Origin of the sequence: Bacteroides rodentium JCM 16496 (assembly GCF_000614125.1) — a bacterium.
Taxonomy (GTDB): domain Bacteria; phylum Bacteroidota; class Bacteroidia; order Bacteroidales; family Bacteroidaceae; genus Bacteroides; species Bacteroides rodentium.
Window position 1 is genome coordinate 12,510 of sequence record NZ_BAKJ01000043.1, and the last position, 26,649, is coordinate 39,158.

General features: G+C 49.4%; 12 protein-coding genes and 3 pseudogenes. 14 read left to right on the forward strand and 1 reads right to left on the reverse strand.

Annotated elements, in window-relative coordinates; genetic code table 11:
- Positions 1 to 3: 3 nt before the first annotated feature.
- The 4 genes from JCM16496_RS16270 to JCM16496_RS16285 all read left to right on the forward strand — a co-directional run bounded on the left by JCM16496_RS16270 (position 4) and on the right by JCM16496_RS16285 (position 2,483).
- Complete coding sequence (locus JCM16496_RS16270) at positions 4 to 234, forward strand: thioredoxin family protein (RefSeq protein WP_025835611.1); 231 nt, start codon at positions 4 to 6, stop codon at positions 232 to 234.
- Positions 235 to 245: 11 nt separating this feature from the next.
- Positions 246 to 650, forward strand: a complete 405-nt coding sequence (locus JCM16496_RS16275) for a nitrophenyl compound nitroreductase subunit ArsF family protein (protein ID WP_025835612.1) — start codon at positions 246 to 248, stop codon at positions 648 to 650.
- 9 nt (positions 651 to 659) lie between these two features.
- Entirely contained in the window at positions 660 to 1,373 is a 714-nt protein-coding gene (locus JCM16496_RS16280) for an aromatic aminobenezylarsenical efflux permease ArsG family transporter (RefSeq protein WP_025835613.1), read from the forward strand.
- Positions 1,374 to 1,514: 141 nt separating this feature from the next.
- Positions 1,515 to 2,483 carry a permease gene (locus JCM16496_RS16285; protein ID WP_025835614.1) on the forward strand — a complete coding sequence of 323 codons (969 nt, stop codon included), beginning with the start codon at positions 1,515 to 1,517 and terminating at the stop codon, positions 2,481 to 2,483.
- A 729-nt stretch (positions 2,484 to 3,212) separates the two neighbouring features.
- Here the strand turns inward: JCM16496_RS16285 and JCM16496_RS16290 are convergent.
- On the reverse strand, positions 3,213 to 4,172 hold the full coding sequence (locus JCM16496_RS16290; protein ID WP_025835615.1) for a FimB/Mfa2 family fimbrial subunit: 960 nt from the start codon (positions 4,170 to 4,172) through the stop codon (positions 3,213 to 3,215).
- Positions 4,173 to 4,521: 349 nt separating this feature from the next.
- Here JCM16496_RS16290 and JCM16496_RS16295 point away from each other — a divergent pair, with 349 nt between their 5' ends.
- From JCM16496_RS16295 to JCM16496_RS16340, 10 genes and pseudogenes are all read left to right on the forward strand, one after another.
- Positions 4,522 to 7,689, forward strand: a complete 3,168-nt coding sequence (locus JCM16496_RS16295) for a SusC/RagA family TonB-linked outer membrane protein (RefSeq protein ID WP_025835616.1) — start codon at positions 4,522 to 4,524, stop codon at positions 7,687 to 7,689.
- Between the two features lie 21 nt (positions 7,690 to 7,710).
- A complete protein-coding gene (locus JCM16496_RS16300) occupies positions 7,711 to 9,393 on the forward strand; it encodes a RagB/SusD family nutrient uptake outer membrane protein (RefSeq protein WP_025835618.1) in 1,683 nt (560 codons plus the stop codon).
- Positions 9,394 to 9,440: 47 nt separating this feature from the next.
- Positions 9,441 to 11,480: a hypothetical protein gene (locus JCM16496_RS16305; RefSeq protein WP_025835620.1), complete on the forward strand. Its 2,040-nt coding sequence runs from the start codon at positions 9,441 to 9,443 to the stop codon at positions 11,478 to 11,480.
- A gap of 45 nt (positions 11,481 to 11,525) precedes the next feature.
- Complete coding sequence (locus tag JCM16496_RS16310; RefSeq protein ID WP_244440439.1) at positions 11,526 to 14,189, forward strand: fibronectin type III domain-containing protein; 2,664 nt, start codon at positions 11,526 to 11,528, stop codon at positions 14,187 to 14,189.
- Positions 14,190 to 14,973: 784 nt separating this feature from the next.
- The gene (locus tag JCM16496_RS24140) at positions 14,974 to 15,552 is read left to right on the forward strand and encodes a BACON domain-containing protein (RefSeq protein WP_244440440.1); all 579 of its coding nucleotides are present in this window, start codon (positions 14,974 to 14,976) and stop codon (positions 15,550 to 15,552) included.
- Positions 15,504 to 16,451, forward strand: a complete 948-nt coding sequence (locus JCM16496_RS24145; RefSeq protein ID WP_244440441.1) for a glycoside hydrolase family 5 protein — start codon at positions 15,504 to 15,506, stop codon at positions 16,449 to 16,451. The genes JCM16496_RS24140 and JCM16496_RS24145 overlap by 49 nt, the downstream gene beginning before the upstream one ends.
- A gap of 217 nt (positions 16,452 to 16,668) precedes the next feature.
- Positions 16,669 to 20,750, forward strand: a pseudogene (locus tag JCM16496_RS16325) (hybrid sensor histidine kinase/response regulator).
- A 137-nt stretch (positions 20,751 to 20,887) separates the two neighbouring features.
- A pseudogene (locus JCM16496_RS16330) lies at positions 20,888 to 23,768 on the forward strand (TIM-barrel domain-containing protein).
- A gap of 5 nt (positions 23,769 to 23,773) precedes the next feature.
- On the forward strand, positions 23,774 to 23,923 hold the full coding sequence (locus JCM16496_RS22730) for a hypothetical protein (protein ID WP_159102468.1): 150 nt from the start codon (positions 23,774 to 23,776) through the stop codon (positions 23,921 to 23,923).
- Positions 23,924 to 23,954: 31 nt separating this feature from the next.
- A pseudogene (locus JCM16496_RS16340) lies at positions 23,955 to 26,536 on the forward strand (glycoside hydrolase family 2 TIM barrel-domain containing protein).
- The last annotated feature ends 113 nt before the right edge of the window (positions 26,537 to 26,649 follow it).

Sequence of the window (26,649 nt, forward strand, 5' to 3'; positions counted from 1 at the left end):
ATTATGGAAATTAAAGTTTTAGGCACAGGTTGTGCAAGTTGTAAAGCATTGTATCTGACAGTAGAGCAAACAGTTAAAGAATTAGGTTTGACTGCTGAAATCATTAAGGAAGAAGATTTGATGAAGATAATGGAATATAATGTAATGACGCTTCCTGCTCTTGTTGTGGACGGGAAAGTAGTAGCAAAAGGAAAATTATCAGCACAAGAAATAAAAGCAATACTAACCAGATAAAAGATATTACGATGAAACGTTTTTTACTCTTTTCCCTAATTTGTTTGTTTTCTGTTTTAGGGATATCGCAAACTCAAACAGATAAGTATGTGGAAGTTCTTTATTTTCATGGCAAACAGCGGTGTGTGACTTGTAAGGCTATTGAAAAGTACACAAAAGAGGTCGTTTATACAGATTTTGCAGAATTGGTAAAGAGTGGAAAAGTTCGTTTTAAGGAAGTGGATATTTCGACTCCCGAAGGCGAAAAGCTGGCAAATAAGTATCGTGTGAGCTGGTCTTCTCTTTACGTGAATGGATGGAAGAATGGCAAGGAAGAACGCAACGATATGACACAATTCAGTTTTCAGAATGCAAGAAATAAGACAGACCTGTTTAAGAAAGAGGTGAAGAAGAAAATAAATCAGCTACTGAAATAACTATGCTCTATGGAATATTTACAAACCTTGTTGGATAACAGCGAAATTCCTGTTATCACAGCGTTTCTGTTGGGTTTGCTGACTGCTCTAAGCCCTTGTCCGTTGGCTACTAATATCACAGCTATCGGCTTTATCAGTAAAGACATAGACAATCGTGAGCAAATTTTTAAGAATGGTATTTTGTATACATTAGGCCGTGTGTTGGCCTATTCTGTTTTGGGAGCAATACTTATAATGATACTCCGAAAAGGTGCGGATATGTTTTCTGTCCAAAAAGGAATTAGTCAGTGGGGAGAATTATTGCTTGCTCCTGCCTTAATTTTGATAGGCTTGTTTATGTTGTTCGGAGATAGGTTACATCTTCCGGAATTTGGCTTTTCTGCTACTGGGAAAACAGAGAGGCTAAAGGGGGCATGGGGCAGTTTGTTACTGGGAATACTGTTTGCTATGGCATTTTGCCCTACCAGCGGATTATTCTATTTCGGTATGCTCATTCCTATGTCTGCCATTGAAAATGAAGGATATTTGTTGCCTGTGGTTTTTGCATTGGCAACGGGGCTTCCTGTTATGCTTGTTGCTTGGCTTTTGGCTTACAGTGTTGCAGGGATAGGTCGGTTCTACAATAGAGTGCAAATCTTTCAGAAGTGGCTTAATCGTATTGTAGCAATGCTATTTATTCTGATAGGCGTTTATTATGGATTTCTTAATTTAGGTATAATATGAAAGTTTTGATTTTATGTACAGGAAAATGAATGTGCAAAGTTCTACATTACGGAGATAAAGAAACAAGAACTACCAAAATGTACTTGTAGGCAATAATTTTTTTAGCTTATATGTTCGTATAATTACAAACGATAATTGAATATGATACAGAGATTTGCAGACTGGTTGGTATATGGCATCTTTGGCTTGGATGCATCCACAGCTTTAGGGGAAGCTATAAACTTCTTTTTCTATGATACGATAAAGATTTTGATATTGCTATTCTTTATCAGTGTAATAATGGGTATTATAAACGCTTATTTCCCGATAGAACGTTTGCGTAATTACTTGACTTCTCGAAAGTTATACGGGTTGCAATATTTTTTTGCTGCCCTATTCGGAGCTATTACTCCATTTTGCTCCTGCTCATCCATACCTTTGTTTATCGGTTTTGTGAAAGGCGGCATTCCTTTAGGAGTTACTTTTGCTTATTTGATAACTTCTCCTTTGGTGAATGAAATTGCTGTTGCGATGTTTATAGGAACTTTCGGGATACGTATAACAATTATATATGTGGCTAGCGGTATTTTGTTGGGCATGATGGGTGGATTTATTTTAGGCAAAATGAGGTTAGAGCCTTATTTGAGTGACTGGGTGAAGCAGATACAGCAACATTCGTCATCCGATTCGGATGCGTGGAAAAAAGAAAATACTCCCTTTATTAAACGTTTGCCGATAATTGCCCAGGAAGCATGGGGGATTGTCAAAGGAGTACTTTTGTATATCATTATAGGTATTGGCATAGGGGCATTCATGCATGGCTATGTGCCGGAAGGATTTTTCGAACAATATATGTCTAAGGATAATTGGTTTGCCGTTCCTCTTTCCGTTATTTTGGCTGTACCAATGTATGCTAATGCTGCTGGAATAGTTCCCATTATTGAGGTATTTGTGGCAAAAGGTATTCCTATCGGAACAGCTATTGCCTTTATGATGGCGGTTGTGGGCTTGTCATTACCCGAAGCTACGTTGTTGAAAAAAGTAATGACGTGGAAGTTGATAGGAATTTTTTTTGGCTTGATAACACTATTCATCGTCATATTAGGTTACTTGTATAATGCTATATTGTGATAAATATGGATAGGGCATACGATTATGTGCTGATGATGTCATGGCAAGGGATAAACTAAAACATTGTCAATTCACGTATGCGGAAGCGATGAACAAGTACGGTCTTCAAAGGGGCATTGACGGAATGTGTATTGCTTCCTCTTTCAATTTATCCGCTGCACGGGTATGTTTTTTGTGTGTGTTGTCTTTGTTTTAGACTATTGAAACTAAAGGTTTTGCTTGCTGAAAACAGAAGTCTTATACAATGAAACCTTTAGTTTTTCCACATTAAACTAAAGGTTTCAACGGGAAAAACTAAAGGTTTCATGCTGAGAACTAAGGCAATAGTCTTACTCTGTTGTCTTTTCAACGGAATTGGTGTCTGGGGGAGGCTGTTTGACGTGCGTGATGGATACTTATCTTGTTTTTTATCTGTCACACCCATCTGTCACACAATAATCGATTTATAATCAGTAGGATATGTGGACAGCGTGATAGCATGACAGATGTTTTTTCATTATCAACTTTTGTGTAGGGTCAGCTTCAGCTACACATAGGGTATCAAATACAAAATAATGGGTGTAAAATGCAATTTTATTTCGTAGATACTGTTTTCGCATTTATTTCCTTCTAAATTTGCAGTAGCTGGAATCTTATATAACTGTTTAATTATTAAATGTCTGCCAATTGTGGCAAAGCATGCTTCTCTTTGCTTGTCTCCCGGAAGTGTTTTTCCTTGATGCCGTACGCTCAATCCAGTGAAGGGACATCGATTGTCTGACTTTCCTCGTTCCAGTTGTCAATGGTGAATTCTCCGGATGATTCTTCAGAAAAGATGTCTCCCAAAGTAAGGGTCAGAGTCAGTTTGGAGTTTGCTTCCAAAGGCCCGTTCAATGTTTGCTTGAAACTTTTCACGTTTCCGTTTTTCAGTATGATGCTCATCTGGAATTCCGGTTCCCCGAAAGAAGGGAAGAGCATGACGGTGGCGTTGCTCATTTGCGTACCGTCGACGGAACGGACCAGAGGGAAGGCTACTGTGCGCGGACTTCCTTGAGGAGCGGCGGTGTAAAAATTCAGTTCTCCGGCAATATTGGTGATGCGCACCACCACGCTGTCGATGCTCGAACTGAGGATGCCGTTGTTCTTGTCCTTGATGATTACCTTCAGTCCGGTCACTACCCGTTTGAGGGATGCTTTCAGGTCCTCACTTCCGATGTTGGCAGGCTGGACGGTATGTACCAGGTCGAATACCGGATAATAGGTCGTGTCCGCTCCCATTTTAAATAAGCTGAAATGTTGTTGAGACATGTCCTTACCTATGATGTAAGCTGGTTCTTTCAGTGCGGGATGGGCATAAATCGGCTCCTTGTATTGGGGAGTTCCCCAATAAATCATGTTGTAGGGACCTGTGGGTAAAGATAACTCCCGATTGACGCCAGCGTTATAGAAAGTTCCGTCTTTAATCTGGTAGTAACCGTAAAAAGGTGTCAGCTTCTGGTTTACGTAGTTCCCATAATAAATAGAGGTGCCCGCCTTGCAGGGCATGATGGTTAGTATGCCGGTCAGCGGGCTTTGTCCACTTTCTGTAGACACGTCCATCAAGAGTCGTGGTGATACCAACTCATTGCTTTTTTCTATTTGGGGCGGATTGTCATCGGCACAGCTTGCCACGATTGCGGCAAGTACTGCAAATACTACTAATTTCTTCATTATCTGTTAAGCTTTAGGTTGTTCTTCCTTGAGAACGTTTTTAGAAAGAAATGGTTCTTTGTACTCCGGAGAAAGTATATTGGGGAATGAAAAAGTGAGGTGAAACCAATCCCGGTATTGAGGAGAATGGAAAGACTAACCCCCTCTTCAAAAGGCTTGGAGAAGGGGCAGAAAACAAATTATACCTTTTTTAGTAACATTTTAGAAGCCTTGATTAACGAAATCATATACTATTCGTAACAATTTTTCGACTCTCTTTTCTTGTCCCTCCATACATTTGCATCTGGGTTCTTTGGCATTAATTAAAGGACACAATAAATCTTTGATATTAACCATTAAACAATGTACAATGAGAAAGACTTCTTTTGAAAAGTGCATCAATCTGCACTTGTTCCGCATTGCATGGGTGCTGCTGCTGGTGGTGCCCGCAATCAGTGGCCTTCGGGCTAACCCTTCTCAAAGCAAAACCGTTACGGGAGTCGTGACATCGGCCATGGACAATGAGCCGCTGATTGGTGTCAGCGTGCAGGTGAAAGAAACCGCTACCGGAGGTATCACCGACCTGGACGGCAAGTTCTCCGTAAGTGCCCGGCAGGGGCAGACGCTGGTATTCTCCTATATCGGCTACAAACCACAAGAAATCAAGGTAGGTGCCGCATCGGTCATCAATGTTTCCTTGCAGGAGGACAACGAGGTGCTGGACGAAGTGGTGGTTATCGGCTACGGTGTCCAGAAGAAGAAGCTGGTGACCGGCGCCACGGTGCAGGTGAAAGGCGACGACATCACCAAGCTGAATACCACCAACCCCCTGTCGGCATTGCAAGGACAGACACCGGGTGTGAACATCGTTTCCACTTCCGGACAGCCGGGTGCCAGCATGAGTGTCACCATCCGCGGTTTGGGTACGGTGGGAAATTCGCAGCCGCTTTACCTGATTGACGGTGTGGGCGGTGACATCTCTTCGCTGAACCCTGCCGACATCGAGAGCATCGACGTGCTGAAGGATGCCGCTTCGGCCGCCATCTATGGCGCACAGGCTGCCAATGGCGTGGTGCTGGTCACCACCAAGAGCGGCAAGGAAGGGGCTTGCAAAATCAGTTACGACGGATATGCCGGCTGGCAGACGATAGGCCGCAAGTTCAATATGCTGAACGCTTCGGAGTATATGAACATCATGGACGAGGCACGCCTCAATTCCGGTATGTCGCCGGTGGAATGGGGAAAGCTGACCTCCATCTATGATGCCAACGGCTATGTGTATGACACCGACTGGATAGACCAGGCAATCGAGGACGGCGGGCTGACCACCAGCCACAACTTGTCGTTCACGGGCGGCTCCAAGACTTCCACTTACGCCGTTTCGGGCGGATATACCGGGCAGGACGGATTGATTGGCGGTTCGGACGTCTCTTATTATAAAAGGTATAACTTCCGTGTCAACTCCGAACACAAGATGTGGGACGGGTTGGTGACCATCGGCGAACACGTGGGCTTCGTCTGGAAAGACTCGCGCGGCATGAACACCGGAAACATCTGGAACAACAACCTGCGCAGCGCTTTCTCCGCTTCGCCCATCATCCCCGTTTACGATGCCGACGGGAACTACAACTCCACGGTAAACTCCGACTGGAACGTGAACGACGGAAACCCTTACGGAAATATGATGGTGAACCGTTACAACAATACGAAAGGAGCATCACTGGATGCCAACGTGTATGTGCAGATTGAACCTGTCAAGAACTTGAAGTTCAAGACCGTATATGGAATCAGCTACGGTACGTCCGAATATCGCTCTTATACGCCCAAGTACCAGTTTACTCCCCAGTCGGCAAACACCGTGAGCAAAGTAAGCCAAAGCCACGGGCATGGCTTGTCGATGGTATGGACCAATACCTTGGCATACGATTTCGACATTGCCCGGGAACATCGCATCAACGCCTTGATAGGTAGCGAACTATCGACCTACGACGGCAGCAACACCTCTGCCTCCAACACAGGTCTCATTCCCGGATTCGACGATTGGGAACACGCTTATCTGGCAAACACCAACGGCACGGAGAACAAGAAGGTGAACGACTCAAAACCCTATGATTCCACCCGTGGATTGTCCTTCTTCGCCCGTTTGGGATGGACGTGGAAAGAACGCTACATGCTGAACGCCACGATGCGCGCCGACGGTTCTTCGAAGTTTGCATCGGGACACCGCTGGGGATACTTCCCATCGGTATCGGCAGGTTGGACACTTTCCGAAGAGAAGTTCATGGAACCGGTGAAGTCTTGGTTCGACTTCCTGAAGCTGCGTGCCAGCTGGGGACAGGTGGGTAACGCCAACATCCCTTGTTATCAGTACCTTGCCCCCGTCTCTACCACGAACACCAATTATAACTTCGGTATCGGCGGAGGACAGGAAGGCTGGGTGACGGGTTCCTACACCAGCCGCCTTGCCAATGAGAAAGTGAAGTGGGAAACGTCCGAACAGTACAATGTGGGCATCGATGCCCGTTTCTTGAACGGTCGCCTCGCCTTCACCGCCGACGGTTACATCAAGAATACCAAGGACTGGTTGGTGCAGGCTCCCGTGCTTGCCACGGCAGGTACCGACGGCCCCATCATCAATGGCGGCGATGTGCAGAACAAAGGTATCGAGCTGGGTTTGTCGTGGAACGACCGGATAGGCAAAGACTTTACCTATAGCGTGGGTGGGAACTTTGCTTACAACCACAACGAAGTGGGCAGCATTCCCACCGAAGACGGCATCATCCACGGTGACCCTAATCAGATTTACAGCAACGCCGAGGAGTTCTATCGTGCCGAGAACGGACACGCCATCGGTTACTTCTGGGGATTCAAGACGGCGGGCGTTTTCCAGAACAAGCAAGAGATAAACGACTGGATTGCTGCCGGAAACGGAGTATATCAGAATGACGTGAAGCCTGGCGACGTGAAGTACCTCGATGTGAACCGTGACGGTGCCATCGATGCCGCCGACAAGGTGGACCTGGGCAACGGACTTCCCAAATACACCTTCGGACTGAACCTCAGTTTGGGATATAAGGGCTTCGACCTCAGCCTGAATGCCACCGGTGCCGCCGGATTCCAGATTGCCCAGTCCTACCGCGACCCCAACTCCTCGCAAGGCAACTACAGCCGACAGATATTGGACCGCTGGACGGGCGAGGGCACCAGCAACCGCATTCCGCGTGTCACTTACGGTGATGTGGGCAACTGGCAGTTCTCCGACCTCTACTTGCAGGATGGCGACTACATCCGTCTGCAGAACATCACGTTGGGCTACGATTTTAAGCGCCTTGTCTCCTGGAAGGGCTTGTCGAAGCTCCGCCTCTATGTGCAGGCCCAGAACCTCTTCACGCTGACCAAGTACGACGGTATGGATCCGGAAATAGGTTCTTACAATGGTACCGATGGAAATAACAGCGATACGTGGGTTTCTGGCGTAGATATGGGTTATTACCCCCATCCCCGCACCTTCATTGTAGGTATTAATCTTGCGTTTTAAACTATGAAAAAGAGAAACATTATGAATACAAGACACATATTATTGACGAGTGCGCTTGCGGTATCGGCTTTTGCCTTTACTTCGTGCGATGATTTCTTCGACACTTCTTCCAAAACAGACTTGAATACGGAAACGGCCTACAGCAATTTGGAGTCTGCCGAGATGGCTTTGGTGGGCTGCTACGACGGCTGGCAGCGTACCATCACCGACGAGGGTGTGGGCATGTACTTGCTGGCGGAGTTTGCTTCCGAACAGGCTTTTGCCGGTCTTGGCCTTTCCGACTCTAAGAACAACAATGTGATAGACCAGTTCAACCTGGGCATCGCCCCTTCCTACAACGACCTGTTCAATACGGACTGGGTGAATTATTACAAAGCCATCTTCCGTTGTAACCAGCTCATTGTGCAAGAGGACAACATTGACTGGGGCGGAAACACGCAGGCGCAAGGACGTGTGATGGGCGAGGTGCGTGCCATCCGTGGCATCCTCTACTTTGACCTTGCACGTATGTTTGGCGACGTGCCTTTGCTGACCGCTCCTTCCGAGGAGAACGTTCCCCGCTCACCGGCAAGCGAGGTCTATCAGGTCATCTTCGACGACTTCAAATATGCCATCGAGCACATCCCTGCCAATGCCTATCCGTTGGAGAACCGCAATGCCAACGACGGGCGTATCACCAAGTATGCCGTGGAGGCGTTGATGGCACGCGCCTACCTCTATTATACCGGTTACTACGGCGCAGAGCATCCCGCTTGCAGCAAGGCGGATGCCGTGGCGGCCATCAACGACGTGGTGGAGAACGGCGGCTATGAACTGGAAAGCAATTATGCCGACTTCTGGATGCCGGCTTGTACCACCGACGCTTCGAGTGCCGGTACATACGCCTGGAACACGACCTACGCCGGAAAGTGGTACGACGGTGCCGCTTGGCAAGCCGGACAGGGCAACTTGTCGAAGGAAATCGTGCTCAACCTGAAGATGAACACGACCCACGACTACAATGGCAACGGCGATGGCAATACCTTCTCCGTCTATCTGGGCCCGCGCAACAAGAGTGCCGTGAACGTATGCATCGCCAGCGGTTGGGGAGCCTGCTCCGTGACTCCCGCCTTCGTGGAGAAGTACAAGAACGACCCCCGTTTCAACGCTTGCGTGTGGAGCTGCAAGGATGCCGGTTTCAATGCCGACGTGAACGACACCTACGAATATACCGGTTACTACACCCGCAAGTATGCCCCGATGTGCTTTGCCGACGGAACGCGCCAGGAAGTGGGCTTCAAGTTGGGCGAACAGCACCAGAACATTACCTATTATCAAGACTATACCATCGTGCGCTATGCCGACGTGCTGCTGATGCACTCCGAACTCAATGGCAACGCCACCGGGCTGAACAAGGTTCACCAGCGTGCCTACCCCGGCGAGTCCTTGCCCTACAGCATAGAGAACATCCGCAACGAACGCGCCATCGAACTTGCCTTTGAGGGCGTACACTACTGGGACTTGATGCGCTACGAGAAAGACGGCGCCTACGCTGCACGCGCCATCGCCGCCGCACAAAACGGTGCCAAAGTGATGAACGGAGGAGTGGAAGCAACCACCTCTTTCTCCGAAAGCAACTTCACCGCCAAGAAAGGCTTGATGCAGATACCCAACACGCAGATAACCCTTTCGGGCAATGTGCTTACCCAAAACGCCGGCTGGTAGGAGTGAATCATTAACCATTAATCATCAAACATTAATCATTGTTTATCATGAAATTGAATCAATCCATATATTCGCTCATTGCCGGCTTGATGCTGATGTGGTCGGCTTGTACGCCCGAAGAGTATGATATGGGCAAGAAGACGTATGAATCCGGCGACCTGGTGCAAGGCTCCGCCTACACCGTGACGGTCGAAGGGAACAAAGTGTTGCTGAAGTCCAATTTGGCAGGTTGCACGCCGTTGTGGGTCACTCCCCAAGGACGTTCGCAGGAGGACGAGTTCGCCATCGAATTGCCTTTTGCCGGCTCTTACGAGGTGACTTTCGGGGCAGAAACGCCCGGAGGCGTGGTGTATGGCGAACCTTACACGTTCACGTTGCCGAAGAACGACTTCTCCTTGCTGGAAGACGAGAAGTGGTTCCTGCTTGCCGACAAGGATTTCAGGTCTGGCGACGCCCTTCCCGATGCCGAAACTCTGGCTGCGGGCATCAGCAAGAAGTGGTATCCGTGTGATGCCAACTATGGCATCGGGCAGTGCTCGGGGCCGGTGATGTATCTTGCACCCTACGACCCCGACGGCGACGGTGCAGGCTATACGCCGGAAGAAGAGAAGAACGGGGTCTATAAAGACATCATTTTCGGCACCGGCAACTGGAAGCCCAACTGGGACCCCGGTTTCCAAAGCTGGCTGATTCCGGAGGACGACCCCTATATGGACTCGTATATGACATTCAGCATGGATGCAGCCAACGGCTGCGTGGCCACGATGTATCGCGGTGAGGCCGGCACGAAAGGCTCCAGCACGGGAGTGGACATGGCAGGCAAGTTCAATATGAACCTTACGGACAAGGTAAAGCCGCTTATCTCGTTCACCGATTGCTATGCGATGCACAACGTGGGCTTTGACGAAGTTTGTTCCAACTACACACAGGACATCCAAATCATAGAACTGACCCCGTATATCTTGCAGTTGGTGACCAAGCGCACCAACTCCGAAGGCAACTGGTATCTGGTATGGAACTTCGTTTCCGAAGAGGTGATCAAGACCAAGGGCGAATGTATCCCGAAGGAAGAGAGCGGAAAGATAGAGAAAGTGGCGCCCGTGCTTCCCATCTTCGACAACTTGCCGACCGACCTCTTCACTACCGAAATCAACGGCGTGACTTACGTCGGCAACCAGATGAACTTCAACCTCGACCTTGAAGCCCCTTACGACTGGCTGTGGTGGAACGGCTCTCCCAACGCACAGCAGTGGGAAAGCGTGACAGGCGGTTCGTACAACGACACTTGGGCACCGGTCGCAGGCATCGAGGCCGAAGATTTTGAACTGATTCTGAGCAAGGCTTCCGACGGCACTTACGGATACGAATGTGGCGAAGCGAGCGGCAAGGTGGCCATTGCAAACGGTGTGCTGACCTTCGACAAGGAGATTACCATCCTGACAGCAACCAGCGACCAGCGTACGGTTGCCGTGACCGGAAACACGTTCACGGTACTCAAAGTGGAGGCTGGCGAAGCATTAACCATCGGCGTGCCCGAATCAAGGGACGAAAACGGAGAGGTGAACTCTTACCTGGTGGCAAACCTGCTTTACAAGAAAATCACCACAGGCCCGACGGGACCCACGGAAATCAAGGTGGACAACAGCAAGCTGGAGGTCATCTTCGGTGATGGAAATCCCGACCGCCTGCGCATACAGCTTTATAACTCCTGGGGCGGCAAGAACGAATGCCTGGACATCACGAAGGTGAAGCTGAAAAAGAACCAGACGTTGACAATCAAGTACAAAGTGCTGGGCGGCATCACTTGGAACGAAGGGGCGGCTCCCAAGACCGTGATTATGGAAAACAAAATCGAGAATGCGTTTGAGGACGGCTGTTACGACTTGGGACACGCTTCCAACTTTGATACTGCCGCCGGAGCGGTTCAAACCGTATCGTTGACCAACACCACCGGGGCTACGCAGACCTTTGAAACAGATTGCTGCCTCGTCATCGGCATCCAGAACAAGGGACTTGCCACTGTGGAAACGCTGGAAGACGGAAATCCGAATGTTCAGGTCGAGGTGGTTTCCATGACGATTGAGTAACTGCTTAACTCCTAAATACGAATGAAACATTAATAAAGATTTGGTATGATGAAGAACAAGATATTATTCGGAATAATGACACTCGTCATAAGTATGTTTGTGGCGGGATGCAGCGATGACGACTATGCCATCAGCAAACAGCCGTTGCTCACCGACGACTCGGTGGTGACGGGTTCGGCAGACGTGACCCCTACTTCGGCAACGCTGCACGGAACGGTAACGGGACTCGACGGACAAGCGGCAAGCGCTTACGTCGTCGGGTTCAATTATGGCGCTGCCTCCGATGCGCTCACCGAGAAGGTGACAGCCACGGGCAGCAGCGAGTTCGCCGCCACGATAAGCGGCAGTGTGAACCAGACTTTCTATTACCAGGCTTACGTCACCCTGCAAGGCAAAGTCACCTATAAGGGCGAAGTGAAGAGCCTGGTGCTGACCAATGCCCGTGCCACTACCGGCGATGCTGCCGGCGTGGGTGCCAACAAGGCGACACTGGCCGGCTCGTTGGCAGACTTTCCGGCAGATGCGGAAAGCGGCATCATCGTGTCGGGGGCAGAGGGAACGGAAAACGTGCGTGCAGGCGTGCGCTTCGCCACCACGGCACAAAGCAACTATACGGTAGAGGTGAAAGGCTTGCTGCCCAACACCACCTACCATTATGCGGCTTACCTCGACTTGGGCACAGGCGTGGTGTATGGAGAAGAGAAGTCCTTCACGACCGCCGGGCACACTTTCGACCTTGACAACGACCTTGTCGACCTTGGGCTTTCCACCAAGTGGGCGAAGTACAACGTGGGTGCCGTGTCCGAATCGGAAATCGGCGGCTTGTACGGCTTCGGCGACATGACCGGTTTCAACACCAGCCTCGACCCCGCGCAGTATGCTTCGGCCGACATCTACAAGACAGCCGGTGACATTGCCAACAAGGCATTCAACGGCAAGGTGACAATGCCCACCATCGCCGATTTTGAAGAACTCTTCACGCTCTGTGCCAAGGAGTGGACGGAGGTGGACGGTGTGGCCGGCTACAAGTTCACCGGTCCTAACGGAAACTCCATCTTCTTGCCCGCCGCAGGTTCGCGCACGGAAGGCATCACGACGGGGGCAGGTGTGGAAGGCTACTACCTTTCCGGTTCCATCAACGCTTCCGACCCTCAGTTTGCCATGGGCTATCACTTCACCAACGGTACCGACAGGCGCATCACCACGCCGGTTTACCAGGCATTGGCCATCCGCCCGGTATCTGTGGCAAAGAACGTGCCTTTCAAGAAAGAGTTACTCTATAAGACGTGGGAAATCGACCTGAACACCGACGGCTCTTACATCACCTTCCCCGGTCCTACTTATTTCTATGGAACGGACGACAGTTGGGCCACTGTCACCAACGGCGAGCCTGTGTTGGGCGACTCTTGGTGCTGGGCTGCCGACTTTGCCGGAAACTCTTGGGCTGTGGGCGGAAGTGCCGACAACTGCCGTGGCTATATGACCTTCTGGGAAGAAGAGGGCGTGAACAAAGTAAAAGTCTCGCAAGTGACCGCCGAAGGCACGTTTACGGAGAGCGAAGGCACCTTCGTCATCGACGAAGAGAAGAAGGAGATTACGCTCGACGTGGACATCCTCGCTCCTGCCAATTACGTGCCCAATTTTGTGGACGACAAGAAGAACCGTATCCGCATCCTCTCCCTGACGGAGACCTCCATGCAGTTGGCAGTGGTGCGCACCGACCCCGGCCAAGGTCCTTGCCTGCTTAGCGTCAACTACATCCCGCAAATCAACAAATATGGATATACGGCAAAGCTGACTTGTTACGGTGGAAATGATGCGGAGACTCCCGACTGCTGGAACTCGGCTACCCTCACGGTGCCGGCAGGCGAAGCCGGTCTGGGCACTTACACCCTTACGTTCAACACCGAATATCCCCGTACTGCCGGAATGGTCTATCTGTTGGATTTGGTAGGCTATGCCAAAGACTATCCCGATGCCTTTGTCCGCATAGACGGCATCAAGGCTGACGGCGAAGAGGTGAAGTTCGATGCCGCCAAGTTCTTCTACGGCGATATCGAGGGGAACGGCAATTACCGCATTGAGATGGCAAACATCTGGGGATGCGGACATAACGACAGCTGGAACGGCTTGAAAGACACGCCCTTCCAACCCGGCGGCGGTGAAACGACCAACGAAACGGCACTCGCCTTCAACCGGACATTCGAAGTGACCTTCACCATTGTCTCCATTACAAGCAACGGTGCCGGCACCTATACGCCCAATCTGGTCACCGTCAGTCCCTCTTGGGTCAGCGACTGGGGCTACAACCAAGGTGCTACGTTTGAAGTGAAGTACGAGAACTTCCAGTACAGCCTTCTGGCTTCGCAGTTCGACATCAAGTACGAGGCCGCCGATTATGCCGCCGGTTCCATCATGACCTATATCGAAGTGGCGGACATCTACGGGTACTTCCCCGGCTTGCACGCCACGCTCGACAACCTCTACCTGGACGGCAAGGAAGTGACCGGCTACGATGCTTCCAAGGTGATTGATGCCAATGAGTCCCCAAAATACCGCCTGGAGCTTTGGAATTGTTACGGTTCCACAAAGGCAAGCGGCTGTGCTTTCGGCACTCCCGACGGCGACGTCATCAAGGAACTCGGCTTCTCTTCTTCCATGGAGGTGAAGTTCAGTTTCCATCGCTTGTTTGCGATGCCCCAATGGTAAGGGCACAAGGGTTTTGATTTGATTGACCACGCAGAGGCATACGGAGTTTCTAAAAGAAAGAACTCTGTATGCCTCTGTTGTATTAGAACTGGGGGCAAAACCGGCAATGGAACGCAAATTACACAAATATCGTTTTATAGTCGAACAGAATTGGTTTGCGAAAAAATACAGAGTGGCTTACTTCTCCTCCTCCCCGGAGGAGGGGAATTAAGATACTCTCTCTATTCGCTTTTCTTTTCGCAACTACTATAACCAATCCGCAGATTATCAATATATGCGATTTGCATTAATTTGCGTAATTTGTGTTCCACCCTGCATTTTGGCTCTCCTTCCTCCGGTGCTCTTGTTTCCTTCTATGTTTGGGGATATAGTCATTGGATTGGGTGAAAATATAGTCGTCTGATAATCAGTGTAATCCCACTGCAAAGCTTCTGCGTTCCTTTTGCAGTGCGACTGCAAAAAGTGTGCAATGACTTTGCAGTGGGCATGCAGCAACACTGCAACGGGGATGCACCGCCCGGAATGAATGCACTTCATCCCTTCCTTCACCGTTCCAGCCGCTCCCTTTCTTTACGCTCCCTTTTGCATCAATGAAAGGATGGATGAAGTGGCCGATGGAGCCTGGATATATAGGAAAAGTACTATATGCCACTCGATGATAACTTCTTAGTCCCCATAGGAAACATATTATACCGTTCCATATAACATCGGGTAGGGGCGGTTTCCGCTTTTTGCACTATTTTTGTAGTCGATGATTTAACCATTATTTTAATACGTAAAAAACATGATGATGAATACCATTAAACATTTCAAATTTGCGGCTGTACTTTCAGCGTTCCTATTAGTTTGTATCATGGTTGCTTGTTCGGACAACGAAGGCAGCCCGCTTACTCCCCATGTGAAAATTGTGACGGGTGGATTGAACCTCTCCGCTTCGGGCGAAGGCGACCTTTTGTTGCTGGAAGCCGATGCCCCGGTGACGGTGACGAGCAATGCCGACTGGTGCAAGGTGTCGGAAAAGAACGAAGGAAAGATGCTTTATTATGCCACGGTGGAAGCCAATACGGAAACCTCGCCGCGCGAAGCTGTCATCAACATCCAAAGCGGCAACATCGCGATAGGCCGCATCAGCGTGAAGCAAGAAGCCGCCGCCAAACCCGAAGTGCCTGACACGGGTATGGAGAGCGATGCCACGGAACTTGCCTCCAAGATGTATGCCGGCATAAACATCGGCAATACGTTGGAAGCTACCGATGGCGAAACAAGCTGGGGCAACCCCCAGGTGAGTAGCACCTACATTGCCGGCCTGAAAGCTTGGGATTCAATGCCGTCCGCATCCCTTGCGCATGGAATTCGCACTTGAAGAACGCGGCCACCAACGAGATAGACCCCGCCTGGCTGGCGCGTGTGGATGAAGTAGTGGGCTACTGCGTGGCAAACGGCATGTATGCCATCGTCAATATCCATTGGGACGGCGGTTGGCTGGAAGACCACATCTTGGGCGGTTACAACGAGGCAATCAACACCAAGCAGAAAGTGCTGTGGACCCAAATTGCCGAGAAGCTGAACCACTACGACGAGCACCTGCTCTTTGCCGGATGCAACGAGCCGGGCATGAACGAGACGGTTGCGACAGACAACAAGTTCAAGAACGCGGAGGACATACGCACCATCATGAAGTACGAACAATCGTTCGTGGATGCCGTGCGTGCCACCGGAGGAAACAATGCCATGCGTTGCCTGGTGGTCCAAGCCCCGGCAACACGAATCAGCGATGCCACGGGCGGCGTATATGCCTTGCCTACGGATGTGGTGGAGAACCGGCTGATGGCGGAAGTCCATTTCTATGAACCGTACAACTTCTGCATGATGGAGAAAGATGAAAGCTGGGGAAATGTCTTCTGGTATTGGGGAAAGGACAACCACGTGGCAGGCTCGGAACACAACCCCACTTGGGGCGAAGAGGCGCACGTGAAAGAACAGTTCAAACTGATGAAAGCCGCGTTTGCGGACAAGGGAGTCCCGGCAATCATCGGCGAATATGCCGCCACGAAGCGCACGGTGGGCGAAAACCAGGAGATGCACAACAAGAGCCGCGCCTACTGGAATGAGGTGGTCACCCGCGAGGCGAAAAACCACGGTTGTGTTCCCTTCTATTGGGAAACCGGCGGTGACATGAACCGTGGCACGGGTACGGCGAAGGAGGCTTATGCCATTGAGGGCATCATGAAAGGAGCCGCAGCCGGTAAATATCCTTACTGATTGAGTGGTGGATAAAGACAGTTTTCAAAAGTATCATACAAATAGGTTTTATAAGAGGTTACAAAGATTGTTGATATAGTTTTTTTTGATTGGTTATGGAGAAGTATGTCCGCGAGGGATATGCTTCTCCTTCTTTAAAAAAACTTGTCTTTCCTTGCTTTTCTGTTTGTTTTTCACTTCATTTGCAATAAAAATAACTTCCCTTAGCTCTGATAGTATGAAAAGACTGCAACTATTGCTCTTGTGGGTTTGGATGGTATGTTTCTCTGCTGCTTCACACGACTACATGTTTAAACATTTGGAAGTGAAAGACGGACTTTCCAATAATCAGGTTAATGCCATTTATAAAGATTCAAACGGATTCATGTGGTTTGGTACAGCTTCGGGGCTGAACCGGTATGATGGTTACGATATCAAGATTTATCGCAGCCAGAAGGATAATGAGAAATCTATTCCCGATAGTTACGTCGAGGATATACAGGAAGATGCGTCCGGCAATTTGTGGATACATACGGGAAGTGGGTATGCCATTTACAACTCGGCTTACGATGTTTTCGACCGTAATGTGGAAGCCTGGATGTGGAATGTCGGTCTGACCGGAAATCCTTCACTTGTCTATATTGACAAGGAAAAGACTTTCTGGATTTATATGAATGGTAAAGGTGTTTACAGCTATAGGGAGGGGCAGAAAAGCGTTGTGGCAGTAGAAGAATCGGATAAACTTGTTGTGGAAGCCGAGGTGTCTGATATGGGAGAGTGTGCCGAAGGGATTCTGTTGGTTCTGAAAAACGGTGTCTTGGCATGTATCGACAAAGAAAAGCATAATATTAAGTGGGTCAATCCAGCGTTGCCGAAGACCGCAGGGGGGCAAATGATGCTGTTTTTGAGCTGTTTGTCGATCGTAGCGGACGGGCGTGGATATTCAGTGTGGAAGGTGTGTGGGTTTATCACCTTCCGCAGAAGGTCTGGGAACAGCGTTCTCCACGAACGGACGCTTACAATACCGTACGTGCTGTGGCACAGGATAAATACGGATGTATATGGGTAGGCAGGGATCAGGATGGTATTGAATTGATAGAACCGGCAGGACGGGAAATCCGTCTGGCGAATGACCCCAATAACGGGCGTACTCTGTCCAATAACACAATAACGGCTCTTTATGAGGATGAGGCCGGTACGATGTGGGTGGGAACCTACAAGAAGGGCGTCTCTTACTATAATGAAAGTATCTTCAAGTTCGGCATTGCGATGTAGGTGACATCAATTGTGTGGAGGACGGAGGCGATGATATCGTATGGGTGGGAACCAATGACCGCGGGCTGGTTCGCTGGAATAGCGTGACAGATGAGCGTGTGTTTTTTTCGCATACGGCAGATTCCCGCTCTATCTCGAGTGATGTCATAGTCTGCCTTCTTCGGGACAGTAGCGGCAGAGTGTGGGCAGGTACTTTCTGGGGCGGACTGAATTGCTATGACGGGAACCGCTTTATCCATTACCGGTCCCGTAAGGGAGACAGCAACTCACTGGTCTACGATAATGTATGGGCATTGGCAGAAGATGCGGACAAAAATATCTGGATTGGTACGTTGGGGGGAGGATTGCAATGCCTGAATCCTCAGACGGGAATATTTACCACTTATTCTACAGGTAATTCAAACCTTGTGTCGGACTATATCTCATCCCTCTGCATCAGCTGTGACAATAATCTGATTATCGGTACTTCGGCAGGGATGGCTTTCATGGACCTGAGAACCGGCGAGATTACAAATTTTGCAGGTACAAAGTCGGGTAAAACAAGACTTTCCAACCAAAACATAAATCAGGTTTACGAAGATAGTCGCGGCTTGCTATGGATAGCCACGCGTGAAGGCTTGAATGTGTATGACAACAAACGGGATGAATTGTACGAAGTGCCTATCAAGCCCGGTTTCTCCAAACTATTGATATTGGGTATTACGGAAGATGAAAACAAAAGTATATGGGTCAGTACCGGAGGAGAACTGATAAATGTGGTGTTGTCCGTTGACGGCAAGACGGAGCAGCCCGTGTTCCGTTGCTATACTTACAACGACAAGGACGGGTTGCAGAGTTGTGACTTCAACCAGCGTTCCCTCAAACGACTGCATACGGGCGAGATTGTAGTGGGAGGACTATATGGACTGAATCGCTTCCGACCGGGCAACATAAAGTACAACCGCACATTGCCCAAGGTCATGTTTACCGGTTTCCAGTTGTTCAATGAAGACGTGAAGGTGGGTGAGGAATATGCAGGACGCGTCATATTGCAGGAGGCTCTGAATGAAACAGAGGAAGTGGTTCTGGGTTATAAGCAGAATGTGTTCACGGTACTGTTTGCTTCGGACAATTTCGTGTTGCCCGAAAAGACTCAGTATTTCTATAAACTGGAAGGATTTAATGAAAACTGGCTGACGAGCATGTCCGATATGCATCGCGTTACCTATACCAATCTGGCTCCTGGGACTTATACACTAAGAGTGAAGGCTACAAACAGTGACGGATATGCGGGCACTGAAGAGGCTTCTCTGAAGATTGTCATTCTTCCGCCTTTCTGGATGACTCCGTGGGCATATATTGTTTATGCCCTTCTGATTATAGGGGTTATTTTCTTCTCACTCTATAGCGTACAACGTAGGGAGCGCAATAAGTTCAAAATTCGTCAGATAGAAGAAGATGCAAAGAAAAAGGAGGAGCTGAGCCAGATGAAGTTCCGCTTTTTTACGAATGTCAGCCATGACCTGCGTACGCCGCTTACGCTGATTATATCGCCGATGGAAAGTATGATGAAGGAGATTACGGACGAAAAGCTGCGTGGCAAGCTGCAACTGATGTACCGCAATGCGCAGCGTTTGTTGAATCTGGTCAACCAGTTGCTCGATTTCCGTAAGAATGAGATGGCGGGACTGCATCTGACTTTGTCCGAGGGGGATATTGTGGCGTATGTGCGCAATATCTGTACTTCTTTTCTGATGCTTTCTGAAAAGAAACATGTGCATCTGACATTCTTCTCGGCTATGGAATCGCTGAATATGTCGTTCGACGAGGATAAGATTGGTAAAGTTGTGATGAATCTTCTGTCCAATGCCTTTAAGTTTACTCCGGATGGGGGACGTGTGGATGTGGCGTTGGAAATGTCGAAAGAGATTCCTGGGAAGTTGCTGATAAAGGTATCGGATACCGGTGTCGGTGTTAAGGATGAAGACAAGGAACGTATTTTCGAACGCTTCTATCAGGTGGAGCAGGAAGAACCGGAACATCAGTCAACGGGTAGTGGCATTGGCTTAAGCTTGGTACGGGATTTTGTGACGCTGCATGAGGGTACGGTACGTGTTGTCGACAATGTAGGTTCCGGTAGTGTGTTCCTGATTGAACTTCCGGTTAAACATGTGCAGGTAACCCCCCTTAAGCCTGCTCAGCTTGCGGAAGAGGTGGAAGAGCATGAGGAACTTTTGCCGGGTATGGAAGACGAACCGTTTCCGGATGACCTTCCGGACGATATGGAGGAGGGTAATGAAGATGAAAAGGAAAAGCCGTTGGCTCTGATTGTGGACGATAATGAAGATTTGGTTGCCTTCATGAAAGATAGCCTGAGCTTGTATTTCTGTATACAGTCAGCTTCCAATGGTCGGGAGGCTTGGCAGAAAATACCGGAATTGATGCCGGATATTATAGTCAGCGACGTAATGATGCCCGAGATGGACGGGAATGAATTGTGCCGCTGGGTGAAGACCGATAAGCGCACGAGTGACATTCCGATGATATTGCTCACTGCACGGCAAGCTGTGGAAGATAAAGTGGAGGGGTTGACCATCGGTGCGGATGACTATGTGACGAAACCTTTCAATGTGGAAATCCTGGTTCTGCGTATGCGCAAGCTGATTGACCTGAGCAAGAAGCGCAAGGCAAAGTCGCTCATCGACCCCGAACCAAGTGAAATAGCCATTACTTCACTGGACGAAAAGCTGGTGGAAAATGCCATCAAATATGTGGAGGCGAACATAGGCCGGTGTGATTTGTCTGTAGAAGAATTGAGCCGGGGATTGGGCATGAGCCGGGTACATCTTTACAAAAAACTCTTGCAGATAACCGGTAAGACTCCCATTGAGTTTATCCGTGTCATCCGTCTGAAAAGAGCGGCGCAGATGCTGCGCGAGAGTCAGCAAAATGTATCGGAGATAGCGTATCAGTTGGGCTTTAACAACCCCAAGTATTTCAGCAAATATTTCAAGGATGAATTCGGCGTTTTTGCCCTCTGTTTATCAAGAAAGAGAGGGCAAATAACAAAAGATACCCCTTACAGAAACATATTGTCTTTTAGGGGAATCAAAAGCGCCTTTTGTTTCAACATCGGGAGGACTTGTTTTTGAAGGAAACTTTCTATTTTTACATCGGAGAAAATTCACTTTAAAAACAGTAATATGAAATTGAAAAACACTTCAGTTTATTTGCTTGCCGGATGGATGCTCGCCGCATGTTCCGGAGGCGGATTCCAAAAGACCGGGAACGGTGTTGTTGTGGAAGTCAAGCAGCAGCAACCGACGGATGTGCGTAAAGTAAGATTGGAAGTAATGGGCGAGAAGCTCATTCATGTATCGGCTACTCCTGAGAAGGAATTTTCAAAGGAGCAGAGTCTCATTGTGATTCCTCAGCAGAATAAGACCGACTTTAAAGTCGAAGAGCAGGGCGATGAAGTGACTGTCAAGACATCGGAACTGTGTGCCATCGTGTCCAAGACAACGGGTGAGGTACGCTTCACGGATGCCGATGGCAAGCAGATTCTGGCTGAAGACTCTGACGGACGGACCTTTACTCCGGTGGAAGTGGAAGGTACGAAAGGATATACAGTACGTCAGGTATTCCAGTCGGCAGGCAATGATGAAGCTTTCTATGGCTTGGGCCAGCATCAGGCGGATGAGTTCAACTATAAAGGTAAGAATGAGGAACTGTTCCAGTACAATACAAAGGTGTCTGTACCCTTTATCGTGTCTAATAAGAACTACGGTGTGCTTTGGGACAGCTATTCGCTCTGCCGTTTCGGTGACCCGCGCGACTACTCACAGCTGGGTGATGTTTTCAAACTTTATGATAAAGAGGGCAAGGAAGGTGCTTTGACCGGTACCTATATTCCGGGCAAGAAAGATGTGGAAACCGTTGTGCGTCGTGAGGATTCTCTCTATTTTGAACATCTGGACCGTGCCGCACATCTGAGTAAGGTGATTAATTTGCCTGCGGGTTTCCCGTTCGGAGGGTCTGACGTAGTTTATGAGGGAGAAATAGAACCGGCAGAAAGCGGCTTGTTCCGTTTTATCCTTTACTATGCAGGCTACATGAAGGTATATATCGGTAATGAGTTGGTGGTTCCCGAACGTTGGCGTACGGCTTGGAATCCTAACAGCTATAAGTTTGCCGTCAATCTGGAAGCGGGCAAGCGCGTTCCGTTGAAGATAGAGTGGAAGCCCGATGCCGGTGTTTCTTACTGCGGTCTGCGGGCATTGAGTCCGGTGGCTGATGAAGAACAGAACAAACTCTCCTGGTGGGGTGAAATGCAGAATGAAATAGACTACTATTTCGTTTATGGTGATGATATGGACGATGTGATTAGCGGCTACCGTACATTGACAGGTAAATCCCAGATTATGCCGAAATGGGCGATGGGCTACTGGCAGAGCGTGAGAAGTACAATACGCGTGAGGAGGTTCTCTCCACTCTGAAAGAATTCCGCGAACGTCAGATTCCTATCGACAATATCGTAATCGACTGGCTGCACTGGAAGCAGGATTCTTGGGGAAGCCATGAGTTCGACCTTGAACGTTTCCCCGACCCGAAAGGAATGGTCGACTCCATCCATGCCATGAACGGACGTCTGATGATTTCCGTATGGCCCAAGTTCTATGCTACGACCGAGCACTTTAAGGAATTTGACGAAAAAGGCTGGATGTACCAGCAGGCTATTAAAGACAGTATCAAAGACTGGGTAGGTCCCGGCTATCTGGGCTCTTTCTATGACGCATACGATGCCGATGCACGCAAGCTCTTCTGGAAGCAGATGCAAGACCATTACTATCCTCTCGGCATCGACGCCTGGTGGATGGATGCCAGCGAACCGAATATACGCGACTGTACGGATTTGCAATACCGCAAGGACCTTTGCGGCCCGACGGCACTCGGACCCTCTGCCAAGTTCTTCAATGCATACGCACTGATGAATGCCGAAGCTATCTATGACGGACAGCGCGGTGTGGAACCGGACAAACGCGTCTTCTTGTTGACACGTTCCGGCTTTGCAGGATTGCAGCGCTATTCTACCGCCACCTGGAGTGGTGACATCGCTACCCGTTGGGAAGATATGAAAGCGCAAATCTCTGCCGGCTTGAACTTTGCTGTCAGCGGTATCCCTTATTGGACCATGGACATCGGCGGATTCTGTGTAGAGAGCCGTTATGTGGCCGGTCAGATGGAATTCAACAAGACCGGACGTGAAAATGCTGATTATAAGGAATGGAGGGAGCTGAATACCCGTTGGTACCAGTTCGGCGCTTTCTGCCCGTTGTTCCGTGCACACGGCCAGTATCCCTTCCGCGAGGTTTGGAACATTGCTCCGGCAGGACATCCGTGCTATAACTCCATTGTTTATTATACGAAGCTGCGTTACAACATGATGCCGTATATCTATTCTTTGGCTGGTATGACTTACTTCAATGATTATACCATCATGCGTCCGCTCGTAATGGACTTCACAGCTGATGCAAACGTCAACAATATAGGTGACCAGTTCATGTTCGGTTCTGCCTGATGGTGGCTCCGGTTTACGAATACGGTGCACGCAGCCGCGAGGTTTATTTCCCGGCAAGCTGCGGTTGGTATGACTTCTACTCCGGCAAGTATGTGGACGGTGGCCGGAAGCTGACAGTAGATGCTCCTTATGAACGTATTCCGCTCTACGTCTGCGAAGGTGCCATTGTACCTTATGGTCCGGACATGCAATACAGTGATGAAAAACCGGCTTCGGAAATCACCCTCTATGTTTATACGGGTAAGGACGGCGCATTTACGCTCTATGAGGATGAAGGTGTGAACTATAACTATGAGAAGGGACAATATGCCACTATACCGTTTGCCTATAATGATGCTGAGGGTACACTGGTTATCGGTGACCGTACGGGTGACTTCCCCGGTATGCTGAAGGAACGTACTTTCAATGTAGTGAAGGTAAGCAAAGACCAGCCGCAACCGTTCGATTTGAAGGCGAAAGGAACAACGGTGAAGTATGATGGGAAAGCACAAACTGTAAAATTATAATCAGAATGATAGACGACGGTGCCGGGGGAGAGAAATCTTCCCGGTGCCGGTCCCGTCGTTCCTCGGTGCCGAACGATGCCTTCCCCGGTGCCGAAGGGGGTGTTCCTCGGTGCCGGGCACTTCCCCGCTTCTGGATAGCTGTGAAAGAAGAATAGGCACTCGATAATCTTTTAGATATTTATTACCATGAATAAAATCATATTGTCTTTGGCCATCGGGCTGTCCCTGCTGGCCGGTTGCAATACTCCTAAAGAGGTAGCTGGCGATGGCCGCAGCTTGGATTTTACTGCCGATTGGGCCTTTCGCTTGGGAGACGATACGGCGGCATCCCGTCCGGATTATAATGACGCAGACTGGCGGAAACTGAACTTGCCCCACGATTGGGCCATTGAAGGAGAATTCAGTAAAGACAATCCTTCGGGAACGGGTGGAGGTGCGCTGCCTGGTGGTATAGGCTGGTATCGCAAGACTTTTACTGCTGATAAGGCCGATGAAGGCAAACGCTATCGCATAGATTTCGATGGTGCCTATATGAACTCCACCGTTTATATCAATGGCCATGAATTGGGGACACGTCCCTACGGGTACATCTCGTTCAGTTATGACCTGACTCCTTATATCAAATGGGGGGAGAATAACGTGATTGCTGTAAGAGTGGACAATGCCGAACAGCCCAATTCACGCTGGTATTCCGGTTGCGGCATCTACCGTAATGTGTGGTTGACGAAACTGAACCCGGTGCATGTGGCACAGTGGGGGACATACGTGACGGCAGAAGAGGTGTCGAAGAACAGTGCCCGGTTGAAGATACGTACCAATCTGCAGTACGATGTAGAGACGCAGATGAAGGATTCTGTGCAGCAGGCCGATGGTACATACGTTGTGTTCGATTCGGAAGTTATTCCTTTGGCTGATGTTATCCTGCAATCCCGGTTAGTGGACGCCGACGGCAATGCAGTGGGTGAGGCTGTGTCGGAAGCTCAGTTGATGCCTCTCGTTCCGGCAGAAGTGGAGCAGGAGATACACTTGAAGAATCCCCGTCTCTGGAGTATTGATATGCCCTACATGTATAGGGTAGAAAGTATTCTCAAGGATAAGCAGACCGGCGAAGTGCTCGACCGTTACTATACTCCTACCGGCATCCGTACTTTCCGCTTCGATGCACAGAAAGGATTTATCCTGAATGGTGAACAAGTGAAGATAAACGGTGTCTGCATGCATCATGACCTGGGTTGCCTGGGAGCTGCAGTAAATACGCGTGCCATCGAGCGCCAGTTGGAGATTCTGAAAGAAATGGGTTGCAACGGCATCCGCTGTTCCCATAATCCTCCCGCACCGGAGTTGCTCGACCTTTGCGACCGTATGGGCTTCATCGTGATGGACGAGACCTTTGATATGTGGCGCAAGAAAAAGACCCGCCACGACTATTCACGCTATTTCAACGAATGGCACGAACGCGATTTGACAGACCTTATCGTGCGTGACCGTAATCATCCCTCCATCTTCCTATGGAGCATCGGCAACGAAGTGCTGGAGCAGTGGACGGATGCTAAGGCCGACACCTTGAGTCTGGAAGAGGCCAATCTTGTCTTGAACTTCGGTCACAGTGCGGATATGCTGGCAAAGGACGGAGAAATGTCCGTCAACTCATTGCTGACAAAGAAACTTGCGGATATGGTGAGAGAGCTTGATGCCACACGACCCGTGACGGCAGGCTGCAACGAGCCGAGCCCGAACAATCATTTGTTCCGTTCCGGTGCGCTTGATATTATCGGTTTCAATTACCATGACAACTGGTTTGCAGGTGTTCCCGAGAACTTCCCCGGCAAGCCGTTCATCGTGACGGAAAGTGTTTCCGGCTGATGACACGCGGTTACTACCGGATGCCGAGTGATTCGATGTTCATCTGGCCCGAACGTTGGGACAAGCCTTTCTATGAGGCCTCGTTCTCTTGCTCCTCCTACGACAACTGTCATGTTCCTTGGGGCAACCGTCACGAAGGTACTATGCGTCATGTAAAGAACAACGACTTTATCAGCGGACAATACGTCTGGACGGGCTTCGATTATATCGGTGAGCCTACTCCTTACGGTTGGCCGGCACGCAGCTCTTACTTTGGCATTATCGACTTGGCTGGCTTCCCGAAGGATGTCTACTACATGTATCAGTCCGAGTGGCGTCCGGATAAGGCAGTGCTGCATCTCTTCCCGCATTGGAACTGGACACCTGGACAGGATATTGACTTGTGGGCATATTATAACAATGCCGACGAAGTGGAGCTTTTCGTGAATGGAAAGTCGCAGGGTGTGCGCAGCAAGGGAAAAGACGATTTCCACGTCATGTGGCGCGTGAAGTATGAGCCGGGTACGGTAAAGGCTGTTTCCCGCAAGGAAGGAAAGACCGTGGCCGAGCAGGAAATCCGTACAGCGGGCGAACCTGCGCAGATTCGTCTCACCCCTGACCGCAGTACCATTCAGGCAGATGGCAAAGACTTGAACTTCATTACCGTCGAGATTCTGGACAAGGACGGAAATTTGTGTCCGAATGCCGAAAACGATGTGACCTTTGCCGTAGAAGGTGCCGGCTTCATTGCCGGAGTGGACAACGGCAGCCCCATCTCTATGGAGAAGTTCAAGGATAACCACCGCAAGGCTTTTTACGGAAAGTGCCTGCTCGTGGTGCAGAACAACGGTGAGGCCGGAAGCATCAAGGTAACTGCTACGGCAGAAGGACTGGAGAAAGCGACAACGAACATTAAAGTTAAATAAGATTCACCACAGAGGGCACAGAGGCGCACGGAGTTTTTATTTTATGCAGTTTTATTCTATAGTAGAACAGAAATGATTTGCGAAAAAAAAAGCGAATAGAGAGAGTATCTTCA

What these genes read in the sequence shown, in the direction of transcription:
- JCM16496_RS16305 (WP_025835620.1), top strand. Translation starts at nt 9,441, where the DNA reads ATGAAATTGAATCAATCCATATATTCGCTCATTGCCGGCTTGATGCTG.
- JCM16496_RS16300 (WP_025835618.1), top strand. Translation starts at nt 7,711, where the DNA reads ATGAATACAAGACACATATTATTGACGAGTGCGCTTGCGGTATCGGCT.
- JCM16496_RS16295 (WP_025835616.1), top strand. Translation starts at nt 4,522, where the DNA reads ATGAGAAAGACTTCTTTTGAAAAGTGCATCAATCTGCACTTGTTCCGC.
- JCM16496_RS16290 (WP_025835615.1), bottom strand. Translation starts at nt 4,172, where the DNA reads ATGAAGAAATTAGTAGTATTTGCAGTACTTGCCGCAATCGTGGCAAGC.
- JCM16496_RS16280 (WP_025835613.1), top strand. Translation starts at nt 660, where the DNA reads ATGGAATATTTACAAACCTTGTTGGATAACAGCGAAATTCCTGTTATC.
- JCM16496_RS16275 (WP_025835612.1), top strand. Translation starts at nt 246, where the DNA reads ATGAAACGTTTTTTACTCTTTTCCCTAATTTGTTTGTTTTCTGTTTTA.
- JCM16496_RS16310 (WP_244440439.1), top strand. Translation starts at nt 11,526, where the DNA reads ATGATGAAGAACAAGATATTATTCGGAATAATGACACTCGTCATAAGT.
- JCM16496_RS16270 (WP_025835611.1), top strand. Translation starts at nt 4, where the DNA reads ATGGAAATTAAAGTTTTAGGCACAGGTTGTGCAAGTTGTAAAGCATTG.
- JCM16496_RS24140 (WP_244440440.1), top strand. Translation starts at nt 14,974, where the DNA reads ATGATGATGAATACCATTAAACATTTCAAATTTGCGGCTGTACTTTCA.
- JCM16496_RS22730 (WP_159102468.1), top strand. Translation starts at nt 23,774, where the DNA reads ATGATAGACGACGGTGCCGGGGGAGAGAAATCTTCCCGGTGCCGGTCC.
- JCM16496_RS16285 (WP_025835614.1), top strand. Translation starts at nt 1,515, where the DNA reads ATGATACAGAGATTTGCAGACTGGTTGGTATATGGCATCTTTGGCTTG.